Annotated in this window: 17 protein-coding genes; 4 read left to right on the top strand and 13 right to left on the bottom strand. The window is 46.4% G+C overall.

The window, feature by feature from the left end; translation table 11 throughout:
* Positions 1–18: 18 nt before the first annotated feature.
* A complete protein-coding gene (locus tag BLU98_RS07480) occupies positions 19–1,395 on the top strand; it encodes a RagB/SusD family nutrient uptake outer membrane protein (protein WP_092723411.1) in 1,377 nt (458 codons plus the stop codon).
* A 65-nt stretch (positions 1,396–1,460) separates the two neighbouring features.
* Here the strand turns inward: BLU98_RS07480 and BLU98_RS07475 are convergent, their stop codons facing one another.
* Both BLU98_RS07475 and BLU98_RS07470 read right to left on the bottom strand, forming a co-directional pair.
* Positions 1,461–1,808, bottom strand: a complete 348-nt coding sequence (locus BLU98_RS07475; RefSeq protein ID WP_092723410.1) for a hypothetical protein — start codon at positions 1,806–1,808, stop codon at positions 1,461–1,463.
* 204 nt (positions 1,809–2,012) lie between these two features.
* Complete coding sequence (locus tag BLU98_RS07470; protein ID WP_092723409.1) at positions 2,013–2,444, bottom strand: hypothetical protein; 432 nt, start codon at positions 2,442–2,444, stop codon at positions 2,013–2,015.
* Positions 2,445–2,639: 195 nt separating this feature from the next.
* On the opposite strand from BLU98_RS07470, the gene BLU98_RS07465 reads away from it, so the two are divergent.
* From BLU98_RS07465 to BLU98_RS07455, 3 genes are all read left to right on the top strand, one after another.
* Entirely contained in the window at positions 2,640–4,202 is a 1,563-nt protein-coding gene (locus BLU98_RS07465) for a sensor histidine kinase (RefSeq protein WP_257574799.1), read from the top strand.
* Entirely contained in the window at positions 4,202–4,954 is a 753-nt protein-coding gene (locus BLU98_RS07460; protein WP_092723407.1) for a LytR/AlgR family response regulator transcription factor, read from the top strand. Before BLU98_RS07465 ends, BLU98_RS07460 begins: the two co-directional genes overlap by 1 nt.
* A gap of 99 nt (positions 4,955–5,053) precedes the next feature.
* Entirely contained in the window at positions 5,054–5,299 is a 246-nt protein-coding gene (locus tag BLU98_RS07455) for a helix-turn-helix domain-containing protein (RefSeq protein ID WP_037327610.1), read from the top strand.
* Between the two features lie 145 nt (positions 5,300–5,444).
* On the opposite strand, the gene BLU98_RS07450 is transcribed toward BLU98_RS07455, so the two are convergent.
* The 11 genes from BLU98_RS07450 to BLU98_RS07400 all read right to left on the bottom strand — a co-directional run bounded on the left by BLU98_RS07450 (position 5,445) and on the right by BLU98_RS07400 (position 23,695).
* Positions 5,445–6,023, bottom strand: coding sequence for an O-methyltransferase (locus BLU98_RS07450; RefSeq protein ID WP_139173864.1), 579 nt, complete (start codon positions 6,021–6,023; stop codon positions 5,445–5,447).
* Positions 6,024–6,134: 111 nt separating this feature from the next.
* Positions 6,135–8,762, bottom strand: coding sequence for a TonB-dependent receptor (locus tag BLU98_RS07445; RefSeq protein ID WP_092723406.1), 2,628 nt, complete (start codon positions 8,760–8,762; stop codon positions 6,135–6,137).
* Positions 8,763–8,878: 116 nt separating this feature from the next.
* Positions 8,879–9,589: a LytR/AlgR family response regulator transcription factor gene (locus BLU98_RS07440; protein ID WP_092723405.1), complete on the bottom strand. Its 711-nt coding sequence runs from the start codon at positions 9,587–9,589 to the stop codon at positions 8,879–8,881.
* A complete protein-coding gene (locus tag BLU98_RS07435; RefSeq protein WP_092723404.1) occupies positions 9,589–10,632 on the bottom strand; it encodes a sensor histidine kinase in 1,044 nt (347 codons plus the stop codon). The genes BLU98_RS07440 and BLU98_RS07435 overlap by 1 nt, the downstream gene beginning before the upstream one ends.
* A gap of 128 nt (positions 10,633–10,760) precedes the next feature.
* A complete protein-coding gene (locus BLU98_RS07430; protein ID WP_092723403.1) occupies positions 10,761–11,345 on the bottom strand; it encodes a LutC/YkgG family protein in 585 nt (194 codons plus the stop codon).
* Positions 11,342–12,730 (bottom strand): lactate utilization protein B, encoded by a 1,389-nt coding sequence (locus BLU98_RS07425; RefSeq protein WP_257574798.1) that lies wholly within the window; start codon positions 12,728–12,730, stop codon positions 11,342–11,344. The genes BLU98_RS07430 and BLU98_RS07425 overlap by 4 nt, the downstream gene beginning before the upstream one ends.
* Positions 12,717–13,463, bottom strand: a complete 747-nt coding sequence (locus BLU98_RS07420; protein ID WP_092723401.1) for a (Fe-S)-binding protein — start codon at positions 13,461–13,463, stop codon at positions 12,717–12,719. The genes BLU98_RS07425 and BLU98_RS07420 overlap by 14 nt, the downstream gene beginning before the upstream one ends.
* Before the next feature lie 41 nt (positions 13,464–13,504).
* Positions 13,505–15,631 (bottom strand): bifunctional aldolase/short-chain dehydrogenase, encoded by a 2,127-nt coding sequence (locus BLU98_RS07415; protein ID WP_092723480.1) that lies wholly within the window; start codon positions 15,629–15,631, stop codon positions 13,505–13,507.
* Positions 15,632–15,680: 49 nt separating this feature from the next.
* Positions 15,681–18,995 carry a glycosyl hydrolase gene (locus BLU98_RS07410; protein WP_092723400.1) on the bottom strand — a complete coding sequence of 1,105 codons (3,315 nt, stop codon included), beginning with the start codon at positions 18,993–18,995 and terminating at the stop codon, positions 15,681–15,683.
* A gap of 18 nt (positions 18,996–19,013) precedes the next feature.
* Positions 19,014–20,513 carry a RagB/SusD family nutrient uptake outer membrane protein gene (locus BLU98_RS07405; protein WP_092723399.1) on the bottom strand — a complete coding sequence of 500 codons (1,500 nt, stop codon included), beginning with the start codon at positions 20,511–20,513 and terminating at the stop codon, positions 19,014–19,016.
* 32 nt (positions 20,514–20,545) lie between these two features.
* Positions 20,546–23,695 (bottom strand): SusC/RagA family TonB-linked outer membrane protein, encoded by a 3,150-nt coding sequence (locus tag BLU98_RS07400; RefSeq protein WP_092723398.1) that lies wholly within the window; start codon positions 23,693–23,695, stop codon positions 20,546–20,548.
* Between the last annotated feature and the right edge of the window lie 133 nt (positions 23,696–23,828).

The following is a 23,828-nucleotide window of genomic DNA, read 5'->3' as shown; positions in this document are numbered from 1 at the left end:
CTTGTTAAAAGATCAATTATGACAACAATAAAAAGACCAATCATATATGCCATCATACTATGGGCTATCATCGGTAGTACCGGCTGGTCATGCAATAAGTATTTAGAAGCCAAGCCCGATAAAAGACTGGCAGTTCCTAATACACTGGAAGAGTTACAGGCGTTATTGAACACTTATACACAAGTGAACAAGCGAGATATTACTACTGCTGAATCCTGTGCCGATAACTTCTATCTTACCGATGCCGGTTGGGCTTCTTTTAACGAATACAAAAGGCGGCTCTATACCTGGCAAAAAGATTATGTGATTGAACCAATAAACGAATATTCTAATAGTGATTGGGGCAACTCTTACAGGCTTATCAATATTGCCAATACAGTCCTGGATAACATTCATAATATAAGTACCAGCCAAAATAACCTGCTTCAATGGAGCAACATAAAGGGGCAGGCGCTTTTTTGGAGAGCCAAATGTTTTCAGCAAGTAGCTTTTGTATGGGCGCTGGCTTATGATAAAAGTACTGCAACGAACGACCTGGGAATACCGCTGCGCTTAGACGCTGATTTTAACAAGCCCTCCGTTCGCTCTACAGTAAAGGAAACCTATGATCAGATCATCAGAGATCTTATGGAAGCAATTCCTCTTCTGCCAGAAGTTCCTGTTCATGTGGTAAGACCATCCAGGCCTGCAGCTTATGGTTTACTGGCGCGCACTTACCTTTCTATGCGGCAGTACGATAGTTGTGCTAAATACGCTTCGCTTTGCCTCTCTATTAAAAACGATCTGATGGATTATAATAAGGATATTAATGCTGGAGCTGCAGCTCCCATTCCACAATTCAATACAGAGGTGGTTTTTGAAAACCTGGCATCATCGTTTGAAATGCTGGGGCCTAAAGCTATTGTGGATTCTATGCTATATGCCTCTTACGAACCCAACGACATTAGGAAAGCCGCATTTTTCAGAAGCAACAATGATGGAACATATGGCTTTAAAGGGCATTATAGCACTGGTCCTTTTGGAGGAATTGCTACAGACGAAGTGTATTTGATGAGAGCGGAATGCAACGCAAGGGCTGGAAAAACCATTGAAGCGATGAATGATCTGAATTATTTGCTTATAAAAAGGTGGAAGAAGGGAACCTATGTTCCATTAACGGCTACTGATGCTACCGATGCAGTTTCGAAAATACTGGCAGAACGCAGAAAAGAACTTTTATTCAGAGGATTGAGATGGATGGATATCAAGCGGTTGAACAAAGATGGGGCTGGCATCACCCTTAAACGGGTTATCAACGGAGAAACCTTTTTACTGCCCCCCAATGATCCGAGATATGCCGTAGCAATACCCGAGGACGTAATAGCCACAACGGGTATGCAGCAAAATCCGAGATGATGAGAAAGGCATCTTAAGGATCAAAAGGAATAGAGCGTAACGCTCTATTCCTTAATTTGTTTTTGTCATTTTATTTCCTTGTAAGAAGTAACCTCAGGTTTCGAAAGCAGTGTGCTCATGCTATTACTTTGAGCATCGAGGAAAGACTGCAATGAGGTTGGTGAATTGAGTTCAATAGTACATGGCAACTGTACGGTTGGCGGAGTAGGGCATTGTGGTGATGGCTCACTTGTTACATCGGTATAGTTGCTTGCTTTGAAAGCTGCATCGCTCTCATTATTGGTCAAATTGTAACGCCAGATAGTAGCTGCGACTTTCTTGCCTGCTGTTGTTTTGAAAGACATAGCAGGAATGGCAATAGCAACTGTAGATGCCAGAGCGAATAACGCCAGTAATTTTTTAGATTTTTTCATGATTCAGGCTGCTTTTATAATCTCAAAAAACAGAAAAAATTCTTAGATTAAACGATAAGCCGGAATATACTTGCGGCTGTTTAAGTGTTTATACAAAATCAGCTAGGCTTTTATGCTTCGATTTTAAAACATACAAAGCATGTTTAACAATTACTTACTCTTTTCTACAGGTTTTCAGTATCCCCTGTGCATGCATGTTTTCTATTAAGGTGTGGCGATGTTACTCACCATCATCGTGCAGGAACTGCATGAGCAACCCGTTTTTACCCCACCATCACTGCCAATAACCGTAGTTACCTGGCAATCACAGCCCGTACCGTCACAGTATACACTGCTAAAAGCAACTTTATTGCCTGCGAGTAATTGCTTTTGAATGACCATTTTGCCGATCCCTTTATCAGAACGGTAGGAGACAAATGCATAGCTTTTCTCCTGGGTGCCCGCATAAGTAATCTGCTCTATTCTCTCCAGCTTACTACCGGGCGATACTCGGTTCAGCGCAGCTTGTAAAACCCGGTGCATTTCCCGGTTGCCCTTAAAGAAAGACGGCCTTTTATAAGAAACTTCCGCCGCATGGGAATTATTTATACCAGCGGCTAATGACAAAACAAACAATAAGTTGAATAAGGTTTTCATAAACATGGTTTTGAATGATGAATCTGCAGGTGATCTGAATTACACTCAAAACTGTTCAAATAAGAAAGCGCCATCAGGGCCCATCAGTGATTGGTAAGCAACCGATGTGAATTCGGTATGGCTTTTCAATAATCCGCTAGGTGATTGAATAGTTATTAAATAATTATTACATTGGATTGATAAAGAAGTATGGGAATGAAAAAGTTTTACTTATTTGTTTTCATGTTTTCAGGTTTCATTGACCTATGTAATGCGAATGCTCAGTCAGGCAAGAGGTACATCATTACGTTCATTGCAGAAATACCGCTCATGATTGAATCTGGTATTTATTCACGAGAATTATCGGCTAAAGAATCGTTTATTACAGTTTCGGGCAGACTTAGAATAGCATTGGCTCCAAGGGGAAAAATGGTTCAAAGTGATCATCTTTTTCAAACCGGCAACCCATTGAAAAAAGAACGGATCGCTCAAATAGAATACAGGTATTTCATCAATCAATCTGCTGTCAGTAAATGGCAAAACTTACATTATAAAGATCAGGAAAGAAATGCTTTTCCGCATAGCGGATTATTGATTGATACTGTATTAAGAATAGCCGAGAAGCTGACCATCCAGTTCAGATTCAAAACAAAGACAAGTATTATTCAGCAACATATCTTTAACCGGCCTCAGCTGATGCCCATTGTCGGCGCCTATCGATGTAAACAACTATACAACTCCGTTGACAACCATCATACCGCTAAAGCTGTAGCATCAGGGAAAGACATAATTCCCGGATTCAACAGTCTACAAACAACTTCCATAAATGTTACCCCGGGGAAATACCCTGAATTCCTCATTAATAAGCGCTCGCTGAACAAAGATTCCTGTATTTTTTATAGGGTCAAGAATGTCAAAGACAGGAATCACAGCGATTGGATATTGACCGGTCACCTGATAGCGCTTCCGCAGATCAAGGCCGGTCAGCAATACCAATTGGATATCAAATATGCCGGCGCCGATATACATAGTAGTTACCACGTAATCGCACTGCCTTTCTGGTATCAAACATCAATAGCCAAAAGCCTGATCCTTGCCTCATCCGTGACAACGCTGTTGGGAGCTACTTATTCTTTGTATCAACTCAGATTAAGAAAAGAAAGACAAAAATTAAAACAGGCGCTTTCCCAGTTAAAAACCGTGCAAAGCCAATTAAACCCGCATTTTGTATTCAATGCACTGAATTCCATTGAAGGGCTGATTACAAACAAAGAAAACCGAAAAGCAAATGAATACCTGTCTTCTTTTGCCGACATTATGAGGGCAACCCTCAAAAATAGCGGCCATTTATTGATTAGCTTATCGCAGGAGATTGATATACTCGAAAAATACATCCGGATTGAACAACTTCGTTTCGAGTTCCAATACAATATCATCATTGATCCTGCCCTTAATCTGCAGGCCATAGAATTTCCTCCCATGTTGTTGCAGCCATCTGTTGAAAACGCAGTGAAACATGGCGTGGCAGGAATGGGTAATGCTGGTAATATCATCATTGTCATTGGCAGAAGGGGAAATAGTCTTGAAATTGACATACAAGACAATGGAAAAAGATTTTATCCTTCTGACAAACAAAAATCCGGGTATGGTATTCTATTCACGAAAGAACGAATCGCCTATTTAAAAAAACTGTACAAAAAAGAAAAGATTACATATAACCTGGTTCATGCTGATAGCGGAACGTCCGTCCGTTTCTTTTTTAAAAACTGGTTGGTCTAATGATACGAGCTGTAATCATAGATGACGAAAGAAAAAACATCACACACCTGCGGGGCTTGTTAACTGAACATGCCAGCCGGGTAAATATTGTTGGGGAAGCATTCAATGCAGAGCAGGGGCTATCATTAATCGCCGCTGCTCATCCTGATCTCGTTTTTCTTGACATTCAGATGCCAGGCAAATCAGGATTCGATCTGTTGTCAGCAATCAGCGACTATGACTTTGATGTCATTTTTGTAACTGGTCACGATCAGTATGGCATTCAGGCAATTAAGTTCGCTGCTTTGGACTACCTGATGAAACCCGTGAAATCAGAGGAGGTTTCCCTGGCACTTTTAAAAGCGGTATCAAGACACCAAAAGAGACAAACACAGGAACAAATTATGAACTTGTTTTCTTTACTCAATAATCCACAGAAAGAACACCGCATTGCCCTTCCGTTGCTGAAAGAAATCAGGCTGGTGAATCCGGATGAAATAATCCGTTGCGAGTCTGTCAATAATTATACTAATTTTTACCTTCAATCCGGCGAAAAGCTCCTGGTATCCAAAGGCATTTACGAATTTGATGAAATGTTAAAAGACTACCAGTTCATTCGGTGTCACCAATCCCATCTCATCAGCCGAAAATTCATTCGAAGTTTATTGAAAGACGACAACGTGCTTGAATTGTTGTTAACAGATGGTACACGCATTCCGGTATCCAGGCTTAAAAAAGAAATGGTAAAAGAAGCTTTGATTAGTAAGAAATAATCTGTTTTTCTTCCAGATGCGGGTATTATATCATGTGTACAATCAAAAACTCTCCTATAGGTGATTGTTCAGGGAGAAAGATTTGTCCACTTTTGGACAATGCCCAATAAGCAAGTGGAAAAAACCAAGATCGATCACTATGCGATCGAGCGGGTCAAAGCAAAAAGACTCGAACTGGGAATGTCTCAGGCCGATCTTGCTTATGCCCTGGATATGTCCGTTGGCTTTATTGGCAAGGTTGAAAGTCCTAATTACCCTTCACATTACAATCTTAAGCACCTCAACGATATTGCGAAAATATTGAAATGCAGCCCACAGGATTTCCTGCCGAAGAAGCCCTTATAATTGTATTCTTAAAAGAAAGGCATTTAAAAAAACAACATTACCCTTATCATCTAATGGAAGCAGGTTATGTGTAGCCAGCTTCCATATTCTTGACAGATCAAACGCTGTTCAGAAATTGGTCTTTTACGCTCACAGTTGTGATGATCTATTTTTTCACTGCAATAATGATCCCGCTTGCCCAGGCTTGTTTTGTCACTACCAGGTCTTCTCTTGCTTCAAGGCATGCGATCAGTTTTGTTGCTTTATCCTGGTGCCCCTCCGGCCAATTGGCTTGCGGTAACATATCGTCTATGATATAGAGACCTCCTTTGTTCAGCATCGTCAATACTTCGTTGAGGAGCAGGTATTTCCCATGCCAGGTATCCGCAAAAATAAAATCAAACCGTTGATGTTTATTGCTTGCTATCCATTCGCCGCCATCGGCCTCTACCAGGTTCAGGCGATCATCAGGTTCAAGATTTTCTTTGGCGATCTTCAAAAAAGAAGGGTCGTTGTCTATGGAAACCAATGTAGCTGCCAAATCCATCCCGTCGAGTATCCATGAAGTAGATAGACCCGTACCTGTTCCTAATTCCAGCAATTTACCCGATGGCCTGGAAGCAGCGAGGGTTCTCAACAATGAACAAGTTAACACATCGGATGCCATGGTAAACCCCGATGATTGCGTAGCCACAACAATATTATGATATGCGTGGGGAAACGGCTGGTTGATCTCTTCTGTCAATGACGTAACTGTTTAAACGTTCAACAATAATTAATGCAGGGCCGGTTACTTACATAACCAGCCCTGTATTTGCTAAAGATACGTTTATTTTTAGTGAGTCGAAAACAGGAACTATTGCATGTTCACTCCTTCCATGCCACCGCCCTGGTTCTTGGTATTCTGGCGCTTGAAGAGCGACAGGTCCATCTTGCCAAAACGGTAAGTGAAATTCAATCTCACCATCTGCGGGTTGTTCAATCGATAATAATCCTGTGAGAAATAAGCGCTCTCTGAATGCTGGTCCGATTTACGCGTGCGGAAAATATCATTCACAGACAAAGTAACCGTAGCTGCATTGTTCTTCAGGAAACTCTTCTTCACCGCAAGATCCATGCCCCAGAAAGGTCTTACATATCCTTGTGAAGCCGATTGTGCCTGTTGCATGGGCGGACCGAAACCACCAGGACCATTGTTCACGGGCAGGTTGGTTTTAGACTGGTAATCGGCCGTAAGCTGTATGCTCACATTTGAAGGCAGTTTGAATGTACTGTTTAGTTTACCGAACCAGCTCCACAAAGCATCCTGGCTGTTGCCTATATTAGTGGTATTGATCTTTGAATTGTACAGGTTCACATTAGTGGTAAGGTCCCAGAACTTGGTTACGCTGTTCACGGAAGTAAGTTCTGCTCCCGCAGAATAAGCCGAGTTTGCATTGATGAATGTATTGATCAGGTCTTGCTTACCGGTAAGCGGGTTCGTAGATTTATCAAGAAAACGTGTAATCAGGTGATCGGTGTATTTGTAATATACCGAAAACAGGAGACTGTTGTTACCCTTGAAAGTTTTGCCGTAAGACATTTCACCCGAGTAGGTGAATTCCGGTGTAAGCGCCGGGTTACCCCTGGTAATGTTCAGGCTGTCTGTATAATCTACATAAGGTATGAGCTGGAAAAAATTCGGCCGGTTAATACGCCTGGTGATGCTCAACTGCAACTCTTGCTGCTTCTTCAGCTTTTGGCTCAGGAACAATGAAGGGAACAGGCTGATGGGATACTTGTTGCTGAACTGCTCGCCCGTATTGGTAAGCTCGCCGGTATAATCGGAACGCTCTGCACGCAAACCCACCTGGTAACCGAAATTCTTGATCTTGCTGGTTACCGAAACATACGCTGCATATACATTGTTGTCGTTCTGATAATTGTTGGTGGCAGAACCCAGTTTAACCATATCCGGCGAACCCGGTCTTTGCAAAAAGGTTTCGTTGTTATTGACCAGGTGATTCAACTGCGCCCGAAGTCCGGTCTCCAGTTTTGTTTGATCATTGAAGGGCTTCACATAATCGGTCTGTATGGTCATGAACCGGTTGTTTCCATCACTCACTACCTGCTGCAATTGTGTGCCAGCTACGGTATTGCCCTGGTAATACTGCGTAGTGTACAGGGAATTACCTTCGTTCTTACCTGAGAAATAGTTCATGTCGGCAGTGAGTTCTTCACCAGCCTTGGGGAAATTGTGTTTGATACCGAACTGCAAACCGCTGGCATTGAACTCACGGTCGCCCGTGGTGGCGCGCCGGCTTAATCCGCTCAGTTTGCCGCCGTTCAATAAAGTATCGGTTTGAATATCGATGGTTTCTCCGGGCTTGAACTTACCATGTACTTTGATACCTGCCAGTGATATGGTAGTACGGTTGGTAACAAAATAATCCACACCCAGCCTGCCGAAAAGAAAACCTCCCTTTGTTTTGTTGTCGTTCTGCTGCAATACGTGTGTGAGTGTATCGCCGTAGTTGAGGCGGTTGGTAGTACCGCTGGTATGATTGCGCATCTGGTTGGTCATGGTAGCCAACGAGATGTTGAATTTGTTTTGGCGAAGGCTGAGGTTACCGCCTCCGTTAAAACCACCGCGACTGTCCACTCCTGCCATCAGGTTTCCATTATAACCCGTTTTTTTATTTTTCTTGAGCACGATGTTGAGGATGCCTGCAGTACCGCCTGAAGCGTCGTATTTGGCAGAAGGGTTGGTGATCACTTCCACACTTTCAATGGCATCGGCCGGAATCTGGTCGAGCGAAAGTGTAGTGGGACGGCCATCTACATAGATCTGCGGAGCAGCATTGCGCAGCTTCACATTTCCGTCGATGTCTACCTGCAAGGAAGGTACGTTGCGCATTACATCCACAGCCGTTCCACCACTGCTCACCAGGTTCTTCTCTACATTGAATACTTTTTTATCAATATCCATTCTCAGCAAAGGCTTGGCAGTAGTGGTAACCGTTACGGTTTGCAATTGTGTTACGTCTGTTGTGAGCTTGATATTGCCCAGGTCTTTGTCGAATGCGTTGAGCGCTGCGCTCAACCCCGCCATGGCGTTGCCGCCCGATTGGCCCTGGCCCGCCGCGCCTGCGCCTCCGCCGGCAGGCATTTTCATCTGAAAACTGAGCATTTGCTTATAAGGCTTATAACCGGTAGCGGCAATCTTCAATTGCAGGGGCATAAAAACAGACAACTCCTCGAAATTGAATTCACCACTGGCCTTCGTGATGAAAGCCTTTACTGGCAAATCTTTCTTCTTTTTGGAAACGCTGTCGTAAGCACTCCTGGTAATCACAACCGACACATCGCTGATGCCTTTGCCGGTGCTGTCTACCACTTTACCATATACATGACCGATATTGGCATTCATAGGGCCTTTCGTTTGGGCGCCGGCCATAAACGCCATACAGAGGGCTAATAAAGATGTGTACAGGTACTTTTTCATATCATTATCATTTGCTTGCACAAAAATATCTTGCGGTAAGAGGCGGCATCCCGTAAATGAGATGAGTGGCTAAAATATTGCGACGAAACGGCCGAATGCCATACCAACGGACATGCTCAAAGCGCTTTTCCGGTCAGCGCCGCCAGTGCATCCCGGTAAGCATCGCCAACAGGCAGCTCCCGGGTTCCAATGAACACGGCATGTTTGCGCACCGACGTAATATAACGGGTGGAGACCAGGTAGGACTTATGGATACGAAGAAAGAGCGGCGGGGGTAACTGTTCTTCAACAGATTTCATGCTCACCCTCGCTATCAGCGGTTTGGCAGTACTTTGCAGGTGGATGGCCACATAATCTTTCAGTCCCTCTACCCATATCACATCTGCATACGCAACTTTCACCAGGCTGTAATCGGCTTTGATAAAGAAAAAATCTGTGGCAGTTGCCTGTTGTACCGGCCCGGTATGTTTCAACTGGTGCCATTCCTGTGCCTTGTTACAGGCCTTGATGAAGCGGTCGAGTGAAACGGGTTTCACGAGATAATCGATCACATCGAGGTTAAAACCTTCCAACGCATATTTATCATATGCAGTAATGAGAATGAACATGGGTTTCCTGGTGAGGCTCTGGATGAGTTGCAACCCTGTGAGGCCGGGCATCTGGATATCTACAAACACCAGGTCGATCTCTTCTGTCTGCAACAGTTGCAGCGCTTTGATGGGATCGTCGCAGGCTGCCACCAATTGCAGGAAAGGCACTTTGCCAATATTATCTACCAGCAGTTCCAGCGCCAGCGGCTCATCGTCTATGGCTATGCATTTTAACATCAGGAAAGTTGTATTTGCAGGGTAATGGTAAACAGGTGATCGTGGTTGGAAATATTGAGCTTATAGGCATCATTGTACAACAACTGCAGCCTTCTTTTTACGTTGGCGAGGCCGATGCCTGAAGTTTTGTCTTTCTCTTCAACAGTCATTCCATTGTAGCGATTCTCAACGGAAAAGTTCAGCAGGTTCTTTTCTGCCTGCAGGTTGATGTTGATCATCGGGTCTTCGAGCAACGTGGTACCGTGCTTGAAAGCGTTTTCCACAAAGGGTATCAACAGCATGGGCTCTATCTGGTAATGCTCATTATCGGCCTGCAGGTCTACCTGAACCCTTACTTTATTGCCAAAGCGCTGCCGCTGCAGGTCGATATAACTCTGCAGGTATTCTATTTCTTTATCGAGCGATACTTTTTCTTCATCAGCTTCATACAACATATAACGCATGAGCGAGGATAGTTTGATCAGCGAGGGCTCGAGCAGGTCTGATTTTTTTCGGGCCAACGCCACCATATTGTTCAGTACGTTGAACATGAAATGCGGACTCACCTGCGAACGCAGCAAAGCCAGCTCTGTTTTCAGGTTCTCGTTTTCTTTTTCAGACAGGCGCCTGTCTTCTCCAATTTTATCACTCACCATACGATAAGTGGTACTGCCGGAGAAAATGAGCAGGTAAATGAAAAAATTGACCAGCAGGTGTGGTCCCACACTGAAAACCTTGGTGCTAACCAGCAGGCGGAACAGCGAAGCGCTGGTGAACAGCAGTAAGAACAACAACAGCAATTGCGCAAATGCAAACCACCAGTAACGTTTCCTGTAAATAAAACGCGGCACCAGCCAGAAAGCATTGAAATAAAAAACCGATACCCAAAGGACATTCATAATGAGGCCAAAAAGAAAGAAGGTCCCGGGTTCGTCTACCGGTTTTTTCGCCCCTTCGTTTTTATAGGAAGAACGCAGGAGGTACGGCAGAGAAAATAAGAATAGCCAGGTAATCACGTGGAGAGAGAACACCGCCCATTTTTGCTGGTACCATGGCTTTTTCATGGCAGCAAAGTAGCCATTTATTGCACACCCGGCAGGCAGTCCGGCCCTTTCTGCGACGAAACAGGTCTTTTCTGCTACCAATGGCAGCAACAGCTCTGGCAAAGTTCTACTTGAAAACTGGCTCGTGTCTACAAGAGATATACCGTCAGTTGCCTTGCCCCGTGCGCACCAATCACCAGCGACTGTTCGATATCTGCTGTTTTAGACGGCCCTGCAATGAATACTCCAAAACCATTTGTATGCAAGGATATTCTTTCCATGGCCTGGTGAAGGGTAGGAACAATGGCACTTCGCTCCAGCACCAATACCAGGTGCTCGCAGATAAACGGCAGCAAGCGATGTGGCAGATGCCGGTCTTCCAGCCATATAGCACCGTTTTCCGCCACACCCAGTGTTCCCGGCAGCCAGGCCTGGTATAATACATTCAACCCAGGGGCGGTAAGGGTTTGAGCCAGTAGCGCATCAGTTTCGCCGATGGCCGCAACGCCATTGAGGATGAAATGTTCCGATAACCGCATTGTTTCCAGCGCCTCGCGTACCCGGCTAACATGATCTGCCTCTACAATAGTGGCTCCGATGTTTTGCAGCGATTGTTTGAACTGCACCAGCACATCGGAATAGTGGATGAGCACCCTCTTATCTATTGCAGGTATTGCAACCGGTGAAGGTTGGCTGGAAGCGATGGCATTCAATATTTTTTCTCTCGCACTCATGGTGTTTTCTTCTGTTGCAGGTACCAGTTACGAAAGCTTTTTGCCGGAGGGGCAGGCATTTCTCTTTGCTTGTACCAGGGATTGTATCGACGATGGAGCAGTCCGGGCAGTTTATGCATCACCCACCGGCCCATGCCGCCCGCTATACGATAAAGTACAGGATGTGCGAACAGCAGGGCCATTCCTTTCATACCCATTTTTTTACCGCCTGATACATATCCCTCTGCTGCAACCACCTGTCGCCATTTCCATAACTGCTCGTGGATGTCAATTTTAACTGGACATACATTGCTGCAGGAGCCGCAGAGCGTAGAAGCAAAAGGCAGATCTGCATGGACTTTGAGGTCGGTATTGGGGTTGAGGATAGAGCCGATGGGACCCGCCACCGCCGTATGATAGCTATGTCCGCCGCTTCTGCGGTACACCGGACAGGTATTGAAACAGGCGGCGCAGCGGATGCATTTGAGTGAATTCCGGAAATCACTGCGACCTAATTGGCGGCTACGGCCGTTGTCTACAATCACCAGGTGCATGACCTGGCCCGTCCGGGGTCTGGAATAATAACTGGAATAAGTAGTGATGGGTTGGCCAGTGGCACTCCGCGCCAGCAGGCGCAAAAACACCGAAAGGTGCTGTGCTTTGGGAATGATCTTTTCAAAACCCATGCAAGCGATGTGCACCGGAGCTGCATGTACTCCCATATCGGCATTCCCCTCGTTCGTACATACCACAAAACCGCCGGTCTCGGCTACGGCAAAATTCACACCGGTGATAGCCACTTCGGCATCGATGAATTTTTCACGCAGGTGCTCCCTGGCCGCGGCAGTAAGATATTGTGGATCGTAATTCCCTTTTTTGGTTTGCAGGTGTTCATGGAAAGTATGGCTCACCTCTTCTTTCTTCAGGTGTATCGCCGGCAATACAATATGGCTGGGTGACTCTTTTCTTAACTGAACAATGCGTTCGCCCAGATCGGTATCCACCACCGTTATTCCCTGTTGTAATAAATATTCATTGAGATGGCACTCTTCGGTGAGCATGCTCTTGCTCTTTACAATATGCGTTGCACTGTGTTGGCTGATGATACCATGTACGATGCGGTTGTGTTCAGCCGCATCAGCTGCCCAGTGCACGCGGATGCCATTGGCGATGGCTCTTTCCTCAAATTCAAGCAGGTACTGCTCCAGTTGCGAGAGGGTATGCGCTTTGATGGCAGAAGCCCATTCGCGCAACTGCTCCCATTCGGGAAGACCATGCGCAGCCCTGTCGCGCTTTTGCCGAACCATCCACAGTGTTTGATCGTGCCAGTCGGTACGCTGCTCGTTGGCAATGAACTTTTCTGCTAAAACAGCATGTTTTTCTCTCGGCATCCTATCTGTTGTCATGACCGCTGTTGAGAATTTCCGCAATGTGAATGACCTTAATACCACTGCCTTTGCGCCTGAGTATTCCTTCGAGGTGCATGAGGCAGCTTACGTCGCCTCCTGTGATATAGCTTACCTGGTTGTACTCGTGTTCACGTATCCTGTCTTTCCCCATTTTCACACTCACCGCTTCTTCAAATACACAAAAAGTGCCTCCGAAGCCACAGCACTCATCGCTTCTATCCGGGCTTCGCAACTGCAATCCTTTTACCATATTCAGCAACCGAACCGGCTTGGAGAAAACAGGTGTTCCCTGCTCTGTCATCGACGAGAGATGCAGGCCACGCTGTCCGTGGCAACTGTTGTGTAATCCTACGGTGTGGGGGAAGCTGGCCTCTATAGTATCTACCCGCAACACATCGGTAAGAAATTCCACCAGTTCATAAATATGTTCCCGTATATGACTGGCTGCACGTTGCGCTTTGCGGCTAACAAGGTGCTCTTTTACATGCAGTACGCAACTGCCCGACGGAGCTACTATATAATCGCAACCTGCAAAATTTGTCACGAAATTTTCATCACAACCCTTGCTCAAAGAAGCAAACCCGCTGTTGGCCATGGGCTGGCCGCAGCAGGTCTGGTTCAACGGATACAGCACTTCGCATTGTAATCTCTCCAGCAACTGCAGTGTGGCAATGCCTACCTGCGGATACAACTGATCTATATAACATGGTATGAACAATCCAACCTTCATCAACCTTTCATTTCCTCTGTAACCGAATAATATTTGTTTTTTTACCGCACAAATGCCGGGGCAATGCCCCCGTCTACGCTGAGTATATTGCCGGTAGATTTATTGAGCAATCCTCCTACAAACGTGAAGCAGGCATTGGCCACATCTTCGGGCATAATGACTTCCTGCAGCAGGGTGCGTTTGGCATAATATGCCGGCAGCTCTTCTATCGTAACACCATAGGTTTTGGCCCTTCCTTCGGCCCATCCGCCGCTCCAGATATTGCTTCCCGAAATAACAGCATCGGGGTTCACTGCGTTCACCCTGATCTTATCGGCACCCAATTCGGCTGCGTTGAGTCTTGACAAATGCAGTTGAGCCGCTTTGGCAGAGCCGTAACCGGCGTTATTGGGCCCGCTTACCAGCGCATTTTTACTCACAATGTTGAGCACGTCTCCGCCAAAACCCTGCTGGCGCATGATGGCCACCCCTCGCTGCGTAACCTGGAACTGCCCCTTTACCAATACATCATACAGCAAATCCCAGTCCTGCTCGGTATGGTCTTGCAACGATTTAGAAATAGACAATCCGGCATTATTCACTATAATATCTACACCTCCAAATGCCAGTATGGCCATCGCAAAAGCCTGATTGATCGTATTGCCGTTGGTTACATCCAGTACGCCTGCAGCGAACATATCTTTCCCGAACAAAACTGTAAACTCCTGCCTGGCTTCTTCCAGCCGCGCTGCATGATTATCATTCAGTATCACACAGGCGCCTTCTTCGGCAAATTTCCTGGCGATGGCTTTGCCAATGCCACCCGCGCTGCCGGTAACCAACGCCACCCTGCCACTCAAAGCCTTAGGCCTGGGCATGCGTTGCAGCTTGGCTTCTTCCAGCAACCAATATTCAATATTGAACGCTTCCTGCCTGGGCAGGGAAGTATAAGCCGAAATGGCTTCCGCTCCGCGCATCACATTGATGGCATTGATATAAAATTCTGCGGCAACCCTTGCCGTTTGTTTGTCTTTGGCAAATGTGAACATGCCAATACCAGGATACAGGAGCACAACGGGGTTGGGATCACGTATGGCGGGACTGTCCGGATGCCTGCAGTTGTTGTAATAGTCGGCATACATTTGCCTGTAAGCAACAAACAACGGCGTTATCTTTTCTTTGATACGAACAGTATCTGTAAGATCTTCATCCGGCGCCAGGTTCAGCACCAGCGGCGATATTTTGGTTCGCAGGAAATGATCGGGACAACTGGTACCCATGGGTGCCAGCCGGTGCAGGTCTTTTGAATTGATGAATTGCAATACACGTTCATCATCGGTAAAATGGCCGATCATTCTGGTATGTGATGAACAGAAACCACGCAATATGGGAGCCAGTTTAGCTGCCTGCTGCAACCTTTCAGGCTGCGTCTGTGATTGCACAACAGCGCCGCCGAAAACAGGTCCTTTCTTACCGTCATGGTCTTCCAGGTATTGCGCGCAGCGTTCGATCACTTCCAACGTATTCAGGTAACAGGCATACGCTGTATCACCCCAGGTAAAAAGTCCATGCGATCCCAGCATGATGCCACGGATACCGGGATTGGCATCCAGACAGGCTTTCAGCTGCAGGCCCAGGTCGAAGCCCGGCTTCTGCCAGTTCACCCAGCCAATGCTGCCCTGAAACAATTCTTCTGTAATTTTTTCTCCGTCTTCGGACGCGGCGATAGCGATAGCCGCATCGGGATGGAGGTGATCGATGTGTTTGAAAGGAAGGAAACCATGCAGCGGTGTATCGATGGACGGCGTTTTCGAAGCCAGATCGTAAATACAATGGTTGAACAACCCTACCATCTCATCTTCACAGGCAATACCACGGTAACGGCTTTTGAGGTTACGCAGCCGGTCTACATACAACGCAGCCAGCCCGCTTCTTTTCATCGTACCCAGGTCGCCGCCGGAGCCCTTCACCCACATCACTTCCGCTTCATCACCGGTAAGCGGATCTTCGGCCATGTCTTTACAGGATGTATTGCCACCGCCGTAATTGGTCAGTCGCAGATCAGCTCCCAACAGGTTGGAACGGTACACCAGTAAAGCCACTTCATCTCCCGCCAAAACTGCGGCTTCTGCCTCATTCCATAAATAGCTTACGTGCTTGAATTTTTCTGTTTCTATGTTCGTGTTCATGCTATAAGTTTTAGATAATACCTCTACCTGATTGTTCATTTTTCACATGTTACTGCACCGATAAAACCTGCACGGGTCCCAATAAGCCTGACGGCAGCAAAGAGGAACTTGCCTTATAAAAGGGCATAGTGGTATACGTGTATTTCTTTTGGATGCCCGGCTGCAGATCGCCGATCAAACGGTTTACCCAAAGATTGGTAACTTTTACCTGCAATATATTTTCACCGGGTTTCAATGCATGGGTTACATCTACCCTGAAAGGTTTCTTCCAAACAATACCCAGTGATTTACCATTTACAATTACTTCTGCAAGATTTTTGACATCTCCCAAATCCAACCAAAGTTTTGCATCTTTTGCAAACCAGTTCTTATCGGCGGTAATTGTTTTCAGATAAGTGCCTGTGCCGGAAAAATATTTGATGCTTTCCTCCTTATTTTCTGCCCATGACAACAGTTCATTTACGGTAATGGAAGCAGGTGCACCACGATCTTTTTGGAAATTGATGGTCCATTCCCCGTCTAGAGTTGCCAGCTTGTTTTCTGTTGCTGCAGGCAATGTAAATGAAGCGGCAGGCGCTTTGTCTTTGAATACCACAAATACGGCATCGTTAGGCTGCAGGTGCAGTGCCACTTTGGTAAACTCATGCTCGATGCTGTAAGAGACCGGTTCCGTTTTACCGGTTTCAGGATGCCATACCTGTGGCAGTTTGCCAGCAATACGAAATGTTGCTGCAATATTTTTTGCATCGTTCTGACGGTTGTTTACCCAATACACATCACGATCTGCCAGTTTTCTGTGTACATACAAAAGTTTGGTCTCCGCTTCCGGTTTACTGTAAGTAAAATCGGGCATCACCTTTAATGAAAGCAAGGCTTCACCCAACGTTTTACCTGTCATTACTTTTTCGTTGGCAGTACCCCATATTTCATTTACAATACGCTCGAATTCGGCTTGATCGTCGCTCAACCCTGCTGCTGTTTCCGGCTTAACACCCGCAATGGTGGCACCCTCTTTAACCAGTTCCTTTATCTTACGCAAAACAGGTAGTGACATTTTTTTTGCATTGCTGTCCAGCATCAATACCTGATAGTGCATACCTGATGGTGTTACCAGCTTTCCTTCTTTTACCGATAACAAATTGATCAGCGCATGGGCATTGATAAAGTCATAGTTATAGCCTTCCGGAACATCGGGCAGTTTTGCTCCGAACAGGGAAGTGATGTTGTTGTCTTCGCCATAGAAGTAAACCACATCGGCTATAAACTTACCTTGCTGCAGCAGGTAGCTGCTCCGGGCCAGGTAGTCTGTCCATGCTTTCGCCTGACCTGCCCAGGTTTCATGACGGGTAAACCACTGACCAAAAGGGCCCAGGCCCAGGCCGGGAATTTTATCATCCACCGGTTGGTGAACAGAAGTGTGGATCACAAAACGGTTGAGGCCGCTGGCCAATTCCAGATCGGCCGTTGGTTTTAAATTTTCAGGAGAGTAAGACCAGGCATTGTTTGAAAAACCACCTGCCGTCAGCGATTCAGCTGCTACCAGGTTCTGGCCATAGATATGTGCTACGGATGCCGATTCGCGGATATCGGCTTGTGCCATAGTTTGGGTAGAGCCTGATGATGTCCACATAGCCGACATGGGTATAGCAGCTTTGCGTTTCACATCCATGCCATCAACAATATATACACGGCCGTTCTCGTGCGATTCGGTATAACGCTGCATACCATATTTAGCCAGGATACCGGTAAGCTGGTCGTAGTGATTCTCTGCTATCAGTTCGCCAATTGTTTTACGGAAGTCCCACAAGAATTTTTCACTTTCTTCAGCGCTTTTTATGATGGTTCCGGTTAGAACCGGCATCCAGGGCAACAAGCTGTAGCCGCGCCTGTGCTGGAATTCCTGCACCATTCCTGGCGTCCAGTTGTTTTGTCCCGCCTCGTAACTATCGGTAACCATGTATTGTAAACCCCTGGCCCCCATCAAACCCCGGGTGGCACTCTTGTATTGGTCCAGGTAGGTTTCAAAATAAGCTTTGATGGCAACAGCATCCAGTTTATCTACTTCCAAACCTGTGGCTTCGGGTGAAGCAGGATGGTTTTGTTTACCGGTAAGTGAATAACCAAAACGTACGATCTTCCAATTACCTGCTGGAGGCGTCCAGTTGAGCGTGCCATCGGCATTCATCTTGCCGGTTATATCTATGACGTCTGCCGTAGCTATAGCATCAGTTGTAGCCGGCGTTGCATGCTGACTGAGATTGGTGGTGGTGGCAAAACCGGCTTTTTCTTCAAAGTGATTGATGCGCGTAACAGGATGCAATACAATTTCTGCAACTTCAGTTCCCTTGGGCAGCTTGGTGGCAGTCCCGCTCAAACTTCCATAGTTCATAGGAGCAGGAGGGTTTTTAAACGTTACACGAAAATACCTGGCAGTTGTGGCCGGAATGGTAATCGTTTGTTGCGCAACAACGCTCAGTGGAATAAACGCAATCCGGTGAAAGTTGGTACCGTCATCACTCGCTTCCAGGCTGCGGTCTTCAGATGTGCCGGCCATCCCAAAAACCCTTCTGCTGCCACCACCAACGACGGTAATGGCTTTGATGGTCTGGGGTTCCGCAAATGCATATTGAATCCAGGCAAATCCACTTGCGGAATCGGCTGGTAAAAGGCTGGTCCTGGCCAGGTCTCCATCTGTTAATTGTTCCAGGGTAAAATTCCCGCCGCTGGAACTGACTCCGGGATGCAGTTCCTGCATAGACAGATCTGCTGCCGATAGGCGATAGGCGATGACTGAAATATCTTTGTAATACTGCGGAGGCGTTACTGCTTGACCGGTAGCACCAAAAGCCGGTTGAACCGGTATATTCTGAAAATCGCCGGTAGTAGCCGGAGGCTTTGGCAGGCTACCGGTAAAAGGCTCACCGCCCTTTATCCGTATCTCGTTCCACACCAGTTTTTTCATGCCGTCTTTAGCAGGCACCCAAGGACCACCACTTTCACTCCAGCCGGGAGAGCCGGCGATGGCCATTTCCAGATGCAGTGAATCTGCGAGCTTTGCAGTAAAATGAAATGCATCTTTCCATTCTGGTGTCATATAACTCAATCGCTTCTCCACTATTTGCGGTGTATTCAACGATGCGTCAAAATTCTGAAACCCGCCAATGCCAGAGCGGTACATCCATAAAAGGTCCTTGGCAATGCCATCTTTGGTAATGTTACCATTCATCCAATGCCACCATACGCGAGGCTTTGCAGCATTGGGGGGTGCTATAAACCCTTCCAGTAAACCATCGTTTTTTTTTGTTTGGGAAAAACCAGTGATTGATAAAAGGGAAGCGGCAGAAAATATAATCAGCTTTTTCATCGGTTACTGTTTTATTTTTTATTGCGGATTCTGTGCGAGGTTATCGAGCGTTACTTCTTTTTGTGGGATCAGCAACAGCAACTTATTCGGATTGACGTTATAGGAACCGATAGGATAAGGTTGCGTGGGTTTCAGCAGTTTTTCCCTCGCACCGTTTGCATTCATGACTGCTACCGCTTTTCCTGAACGAACAAGATCATACCAGCGATGGTTTTCAAAAGCCAGCTCAACCTGCCGTTCTTTGAAAATCAGGTCGCGCAGTGTTGCCTGGTCGATCACCGCAAGGGGCAATAATCCTGTTCTCGAATGTGCATGCACCTGGTTCAGGTAGGTTAGGGAAGATGCCTGGTCGCCCGATTCATTGAGGCATTCGGCAATCATCAACAACACATCGGCATAACGATATACCGGAAAATTGTCGTTGGTTCTGCCAATGTCGGCAGGGGCGTGGTTGTATTTTTTAATATAAGGGATCATTTTCCCCTTGAGCGGGTCTGACGGATTCATGGAAATAAAATCAGTGCCGATGGAAATGTTTTTGCGCAGGTCGGTACTGTCATACGCATCGATGAGATCCTGCGTTGGAATATTCCATCCACCCGGATTGGAAGTAGTTTTGGGATCTTTTGTGACGGCGCTTCCCGAAGTCCATGGCGCAAACTGGTACATGAATGTGCTGGAGAGCTGCGGATCTGACCCCAGGTACTGGATCTCAAAAATAGATTCTGCATTGTTTTTATTGGCCGGGTCAAAAATGGCAGCATAGCTGGGCAGCAGCTGGTAGCCGATCGCTTCCACTTTTCTCAGTTCCGTAAGCGCTTCCGTTGTTTTTTTACGGGTCAGATACACTTCCGCCAGCATCGTTCTGGCAGCCCCTTCCGTGGCCCGTCCTACATCTGCTCCTGTGTATTTTTTGGGAAGCTTACTGGCTGCATCTGTTAAGTCGGCAATGATCTGGGTATATATATCATCTACAGAAGCTCTCCCCTTAGACTTGGTTTGATCGGTGGTTTGTGTTGATGTGGTCCGCAGCGGAACACCACCCCATTGGCGCACGAGGGTGAAATAATGAAAAGCCCGCAGAAATTTCATCTCACCGGTGTATTGGTTTTTATTGGCATCCGGCATATTGACTGTACCGATATGATCGAGCACTTCATTGGCACGGTCGATGCCGGTATACAAACGCTGCCAGAACGTACTCAACGGTTCATCTGTTGCCTGTGACACAAACTGTTCCATCAGTTCCCGCTGCTCCAGTCCGCGGTTTGTATTGTTGTAATGAAAAGTGGTATTGTCTGAACGCATCTCTCCGAATATCCAGTAGTCGGCCAGCCCCATTTGCAATACCGAGTTATAGGCGCCATTGACAGCCTGTTTGACCTGCGACTCGTTGCTGAAAAAATTAGAAGCGCTGATGATGCTTTCCGGATCACGCTGTAAGAAATCTTTGGTACAACTGCCCATGAACAGTGAAACGGATAAGGCAGATAAGTATAGATAATTATGCTTTTTCATTGTTGTGGTTTTAAATGTTTTCCATAGAAATACTAAAAAGTGAAGTTGACGCCCACTGTATAGATACGTGCCAAAGGATAACCAACAAAGTCTTCACCCGGCACCAGCGCGTTGGTACTGGCGTTACCTGAGATCGTATTCCTGCTGATCTCGGGGTTGCCTCCGCTGTAGTTGGTGAAAGTGGCCAGGTTCTGTGCACTCAGGTAAATACGTGCCTGGTGTATGACTTTGGACCTTTGCAACAGTTTGGCACCCACTGTATAACCCAATGTAATGTTTTGAATGCGCATAAAACTTCCATCTTCTACCCATGATGAGTTAACATCCCTGTACATAACCCTGGCGCCGTTGGTAGTAGGCGTTTTACCATCTCCCGGGTTCTGCGCCGAGCGCCAGCGATTGAAATAATATTCATGGGTAACATTGAATACACCATCGATATTGTTCAGGAACTGTTTCGATGTTTTCAGTATCTGGTTGCCCTGCGAACCCACCAATACAACATTCAGGTCGAACTGCTTATAGCTGAGGTTGTTGGTAATGCCGTAAATGAAATCGGGTTGTGGTTTGCCAAGTACGGCAAAATCTTTGAAAGGCTCTACCACACCATTGCCGTCTATGTCTTTGTATTTGATAGATCCTTCAATAGAAGAAACATGCTTGGGCACTTTGGGATCCATGATATCTGCTTTGCTGTAAACTCCGTCGATCACATAACCAAAGAATTCTGCAATGGGGTGCCCTACCTGGGTAATATGCGTAAAGTTGCCTTCTCCGCTGCGTCCGCTGTAAATGGGTGCATTGTTATCATTCAATGCCAGCACTTTGTTTTTGTTGAACGCGATATTGGCGCTGGTAGTCCACTTGAAATCTTTCTTAGCGATATTGGTTGTAGTGATGCCAATTTCTAAACCCTGATTCTGGATCTTACCGGTATTGATGGTGGCCGTAGTAAAGCCGGAATTCAACGGTAATTCTGTGTTGTACAAATTGTTCCGGCTGATCCGGTTGTAATAATCAATGGTAATATTCACTTTTCTGTTGAACAGGCTAAAGTCGGCACCCAAATCAAACTGGCTGGCTTCTTCCCAGGTCAAATTGGGATTGTTCAGTGAAGTAACCACCCGTCCGCTCGCAATTTGTCCGCCGAAAACATAATTGAGGGTGTTTACATTCGACAGGTAAGTGTAGTTACCGATGTTGTAGTTACCCGACAATCCATAGCTCGCACGCAATTTGAATTCATTCATCCATACAATGTCTCTCAGGAACTTTTCCTGTGAAACCACCCAGCCAATGGCTGCAGAAGGGAATGTACCATAACGCCTGTTTTGGCCAAAACGTGAAGAGCCATCTGAACGGATCGTTCCGGTCAAGATGTATTTGTCTTTATAAGTATAATTAACACGGCTCAGGTAAGAGATGACCGCCCATTTCTGGATATCCTGGTTCCAGGCGCTGACCTGCGTGGCAGCGTTGATAGATTGAACCGTATTATCGGGGTAGTTGCGCGCTGTGAGCGAGACAACATTCGACTTTTCACTTTGCGCCGAATATCCCGCTACTATATTCAATCGATGATTGGTTCCGAAAGATTTATCGTAAGTAAGCAGTATCTCCGACAGGTAGTTGAACCTGTCACCACGCACTGTATTGGAAAAGGGCACTACCGGAGGCGGTGCATTCAAACCGGTAGGTACAAAATCGGGGTTGAACATGAATGAATTGAACTCGTTGTAGTCAATATTCATGCTGTATTTGGCTGTAAGTCCGCGCACCATCTGCCATTCTGCATAAGCATTTCCCAATCCTCTGAAGTTCTTCAACCTTGTGCCCGCAAATTCCAGCACATTGAGCGGGTTGCCCATGCCTAAAGTGCCGGGCGACTGTATAAAGGGAATGCGTTTGCCATTTGCATCGGTTATGGGTATCAACGGACTCAACCAGTTGGAACTGGCCAGCAAATCGGTGAAGCCATTCTCGAAGTTGGATAATTGCTGGACACTGTATGTGGGTGCCAGATTCAACCCTATTTTCAACTTCGTGCCCAGGTTGGTTTCTACGTTTGTTCTGATGCCATAGCGTTCATATCCTGTATAACGTACCGTACCATCCTGCTTCAGGTAATCGAGTGAAACCAGGTAACGGCTATTGTCTGAGCCACCGCTGATGCTGGCATTGATATTATGCTGCATGGCATCCTTCAGCAATGCATCATACCAGTTGGTGCCCGTGCCATATTGAGCAGGGTTGCGGTATTCAACAGGAATATCTGTATCGGCAGGTACCTGTCCGCGCGCCGCAAAAGCATCAATAATGATCTCTTTCCTGAACTGCGCGAACTCCCTTGCATTCAACATATCGGGTCGTCCTTTCTGTGGAACCTGTTGCAAGCCGGTATAGGCATTGACATTCACAACCGGCAAACCTTTTTTACCACGCTTGGTCGTAATCACCACTACACCATTTGCGCCCCTTGAACCATAAATAGCGGTGGAAGAAGCATCTTTCAAAATCGTAACGGACTCTATATCATTCGGGTTGATGGAAGCCAGTGGGTTGGACAATTGACCGCTTGCCGATGGCAGTGGAAAACCATCTACCACAAACAACGGCTGGTCGCCTGCCCCGATAGAGCCAGAGCCTCTGATCTTAATATTTGTACCTCCACCGGGTGTTCCTGTAACAGAACTGATCTGCACACCAGGCACCTGCCCCACGAGTTTCTGGTCAATACTTGATACAGGCGCATCTTTAAAAGAATTGGCAGAAACAATAGACAAAGCGCCGGTAACATCCTTTTTTCGCTGCTGTCCGTATCCTACCACAATAACATCTGACAGTGCCTGTGCCTCTCCGTTCATACGGATGTTCAGGCTCACCGGCTGGTTGCCATCAACAACAGCCTTTACTTCTTTTGTTTCAGCACCTACATAAGAAACAACCAGTATATAATTACCGTTGTTGAGGTTTTTTAAGAGGAAAATACCATCGGCTCCCGCGCTGGTGCCGCGCTGGCTTCCTTTGATCATGACAGAAGCGCCACTGGCAGGCTCTCCCTTGGAGTCGGTTATTTTACCAGAGATAGAACCGGATTGTGCATGCACCGCAGAAGCGATGAATGTAAGCATAAGGCAAAACAGCCCAATGGCCAGATTTGGCCATGTTAGTTTTTGTTTCATTTGGCAAGCGTTTGTAGGGTTTCGAATCTATTAAAGCGTGGTCTCTAATTTTTGACAAGGTAGAAACAGGCAGACTGTTTACTGTCCTGCGCTTACTGCACTGTCCTGTTCCATCCCGTATTGAAATGATGGG

The organism is Hydrobacter penzbergensis, from assembly GCF_900106985.1.
GTDB lineage: Bacteria > Bacteroidota > Bacteroidia > Chitinophagales > Chitinophagaceae > Sediminibacterium > Sediminibacterium magnilacihabitans.
This window is presented reverse-complemented; position numbering and strand designations above follow the sequence as displayed.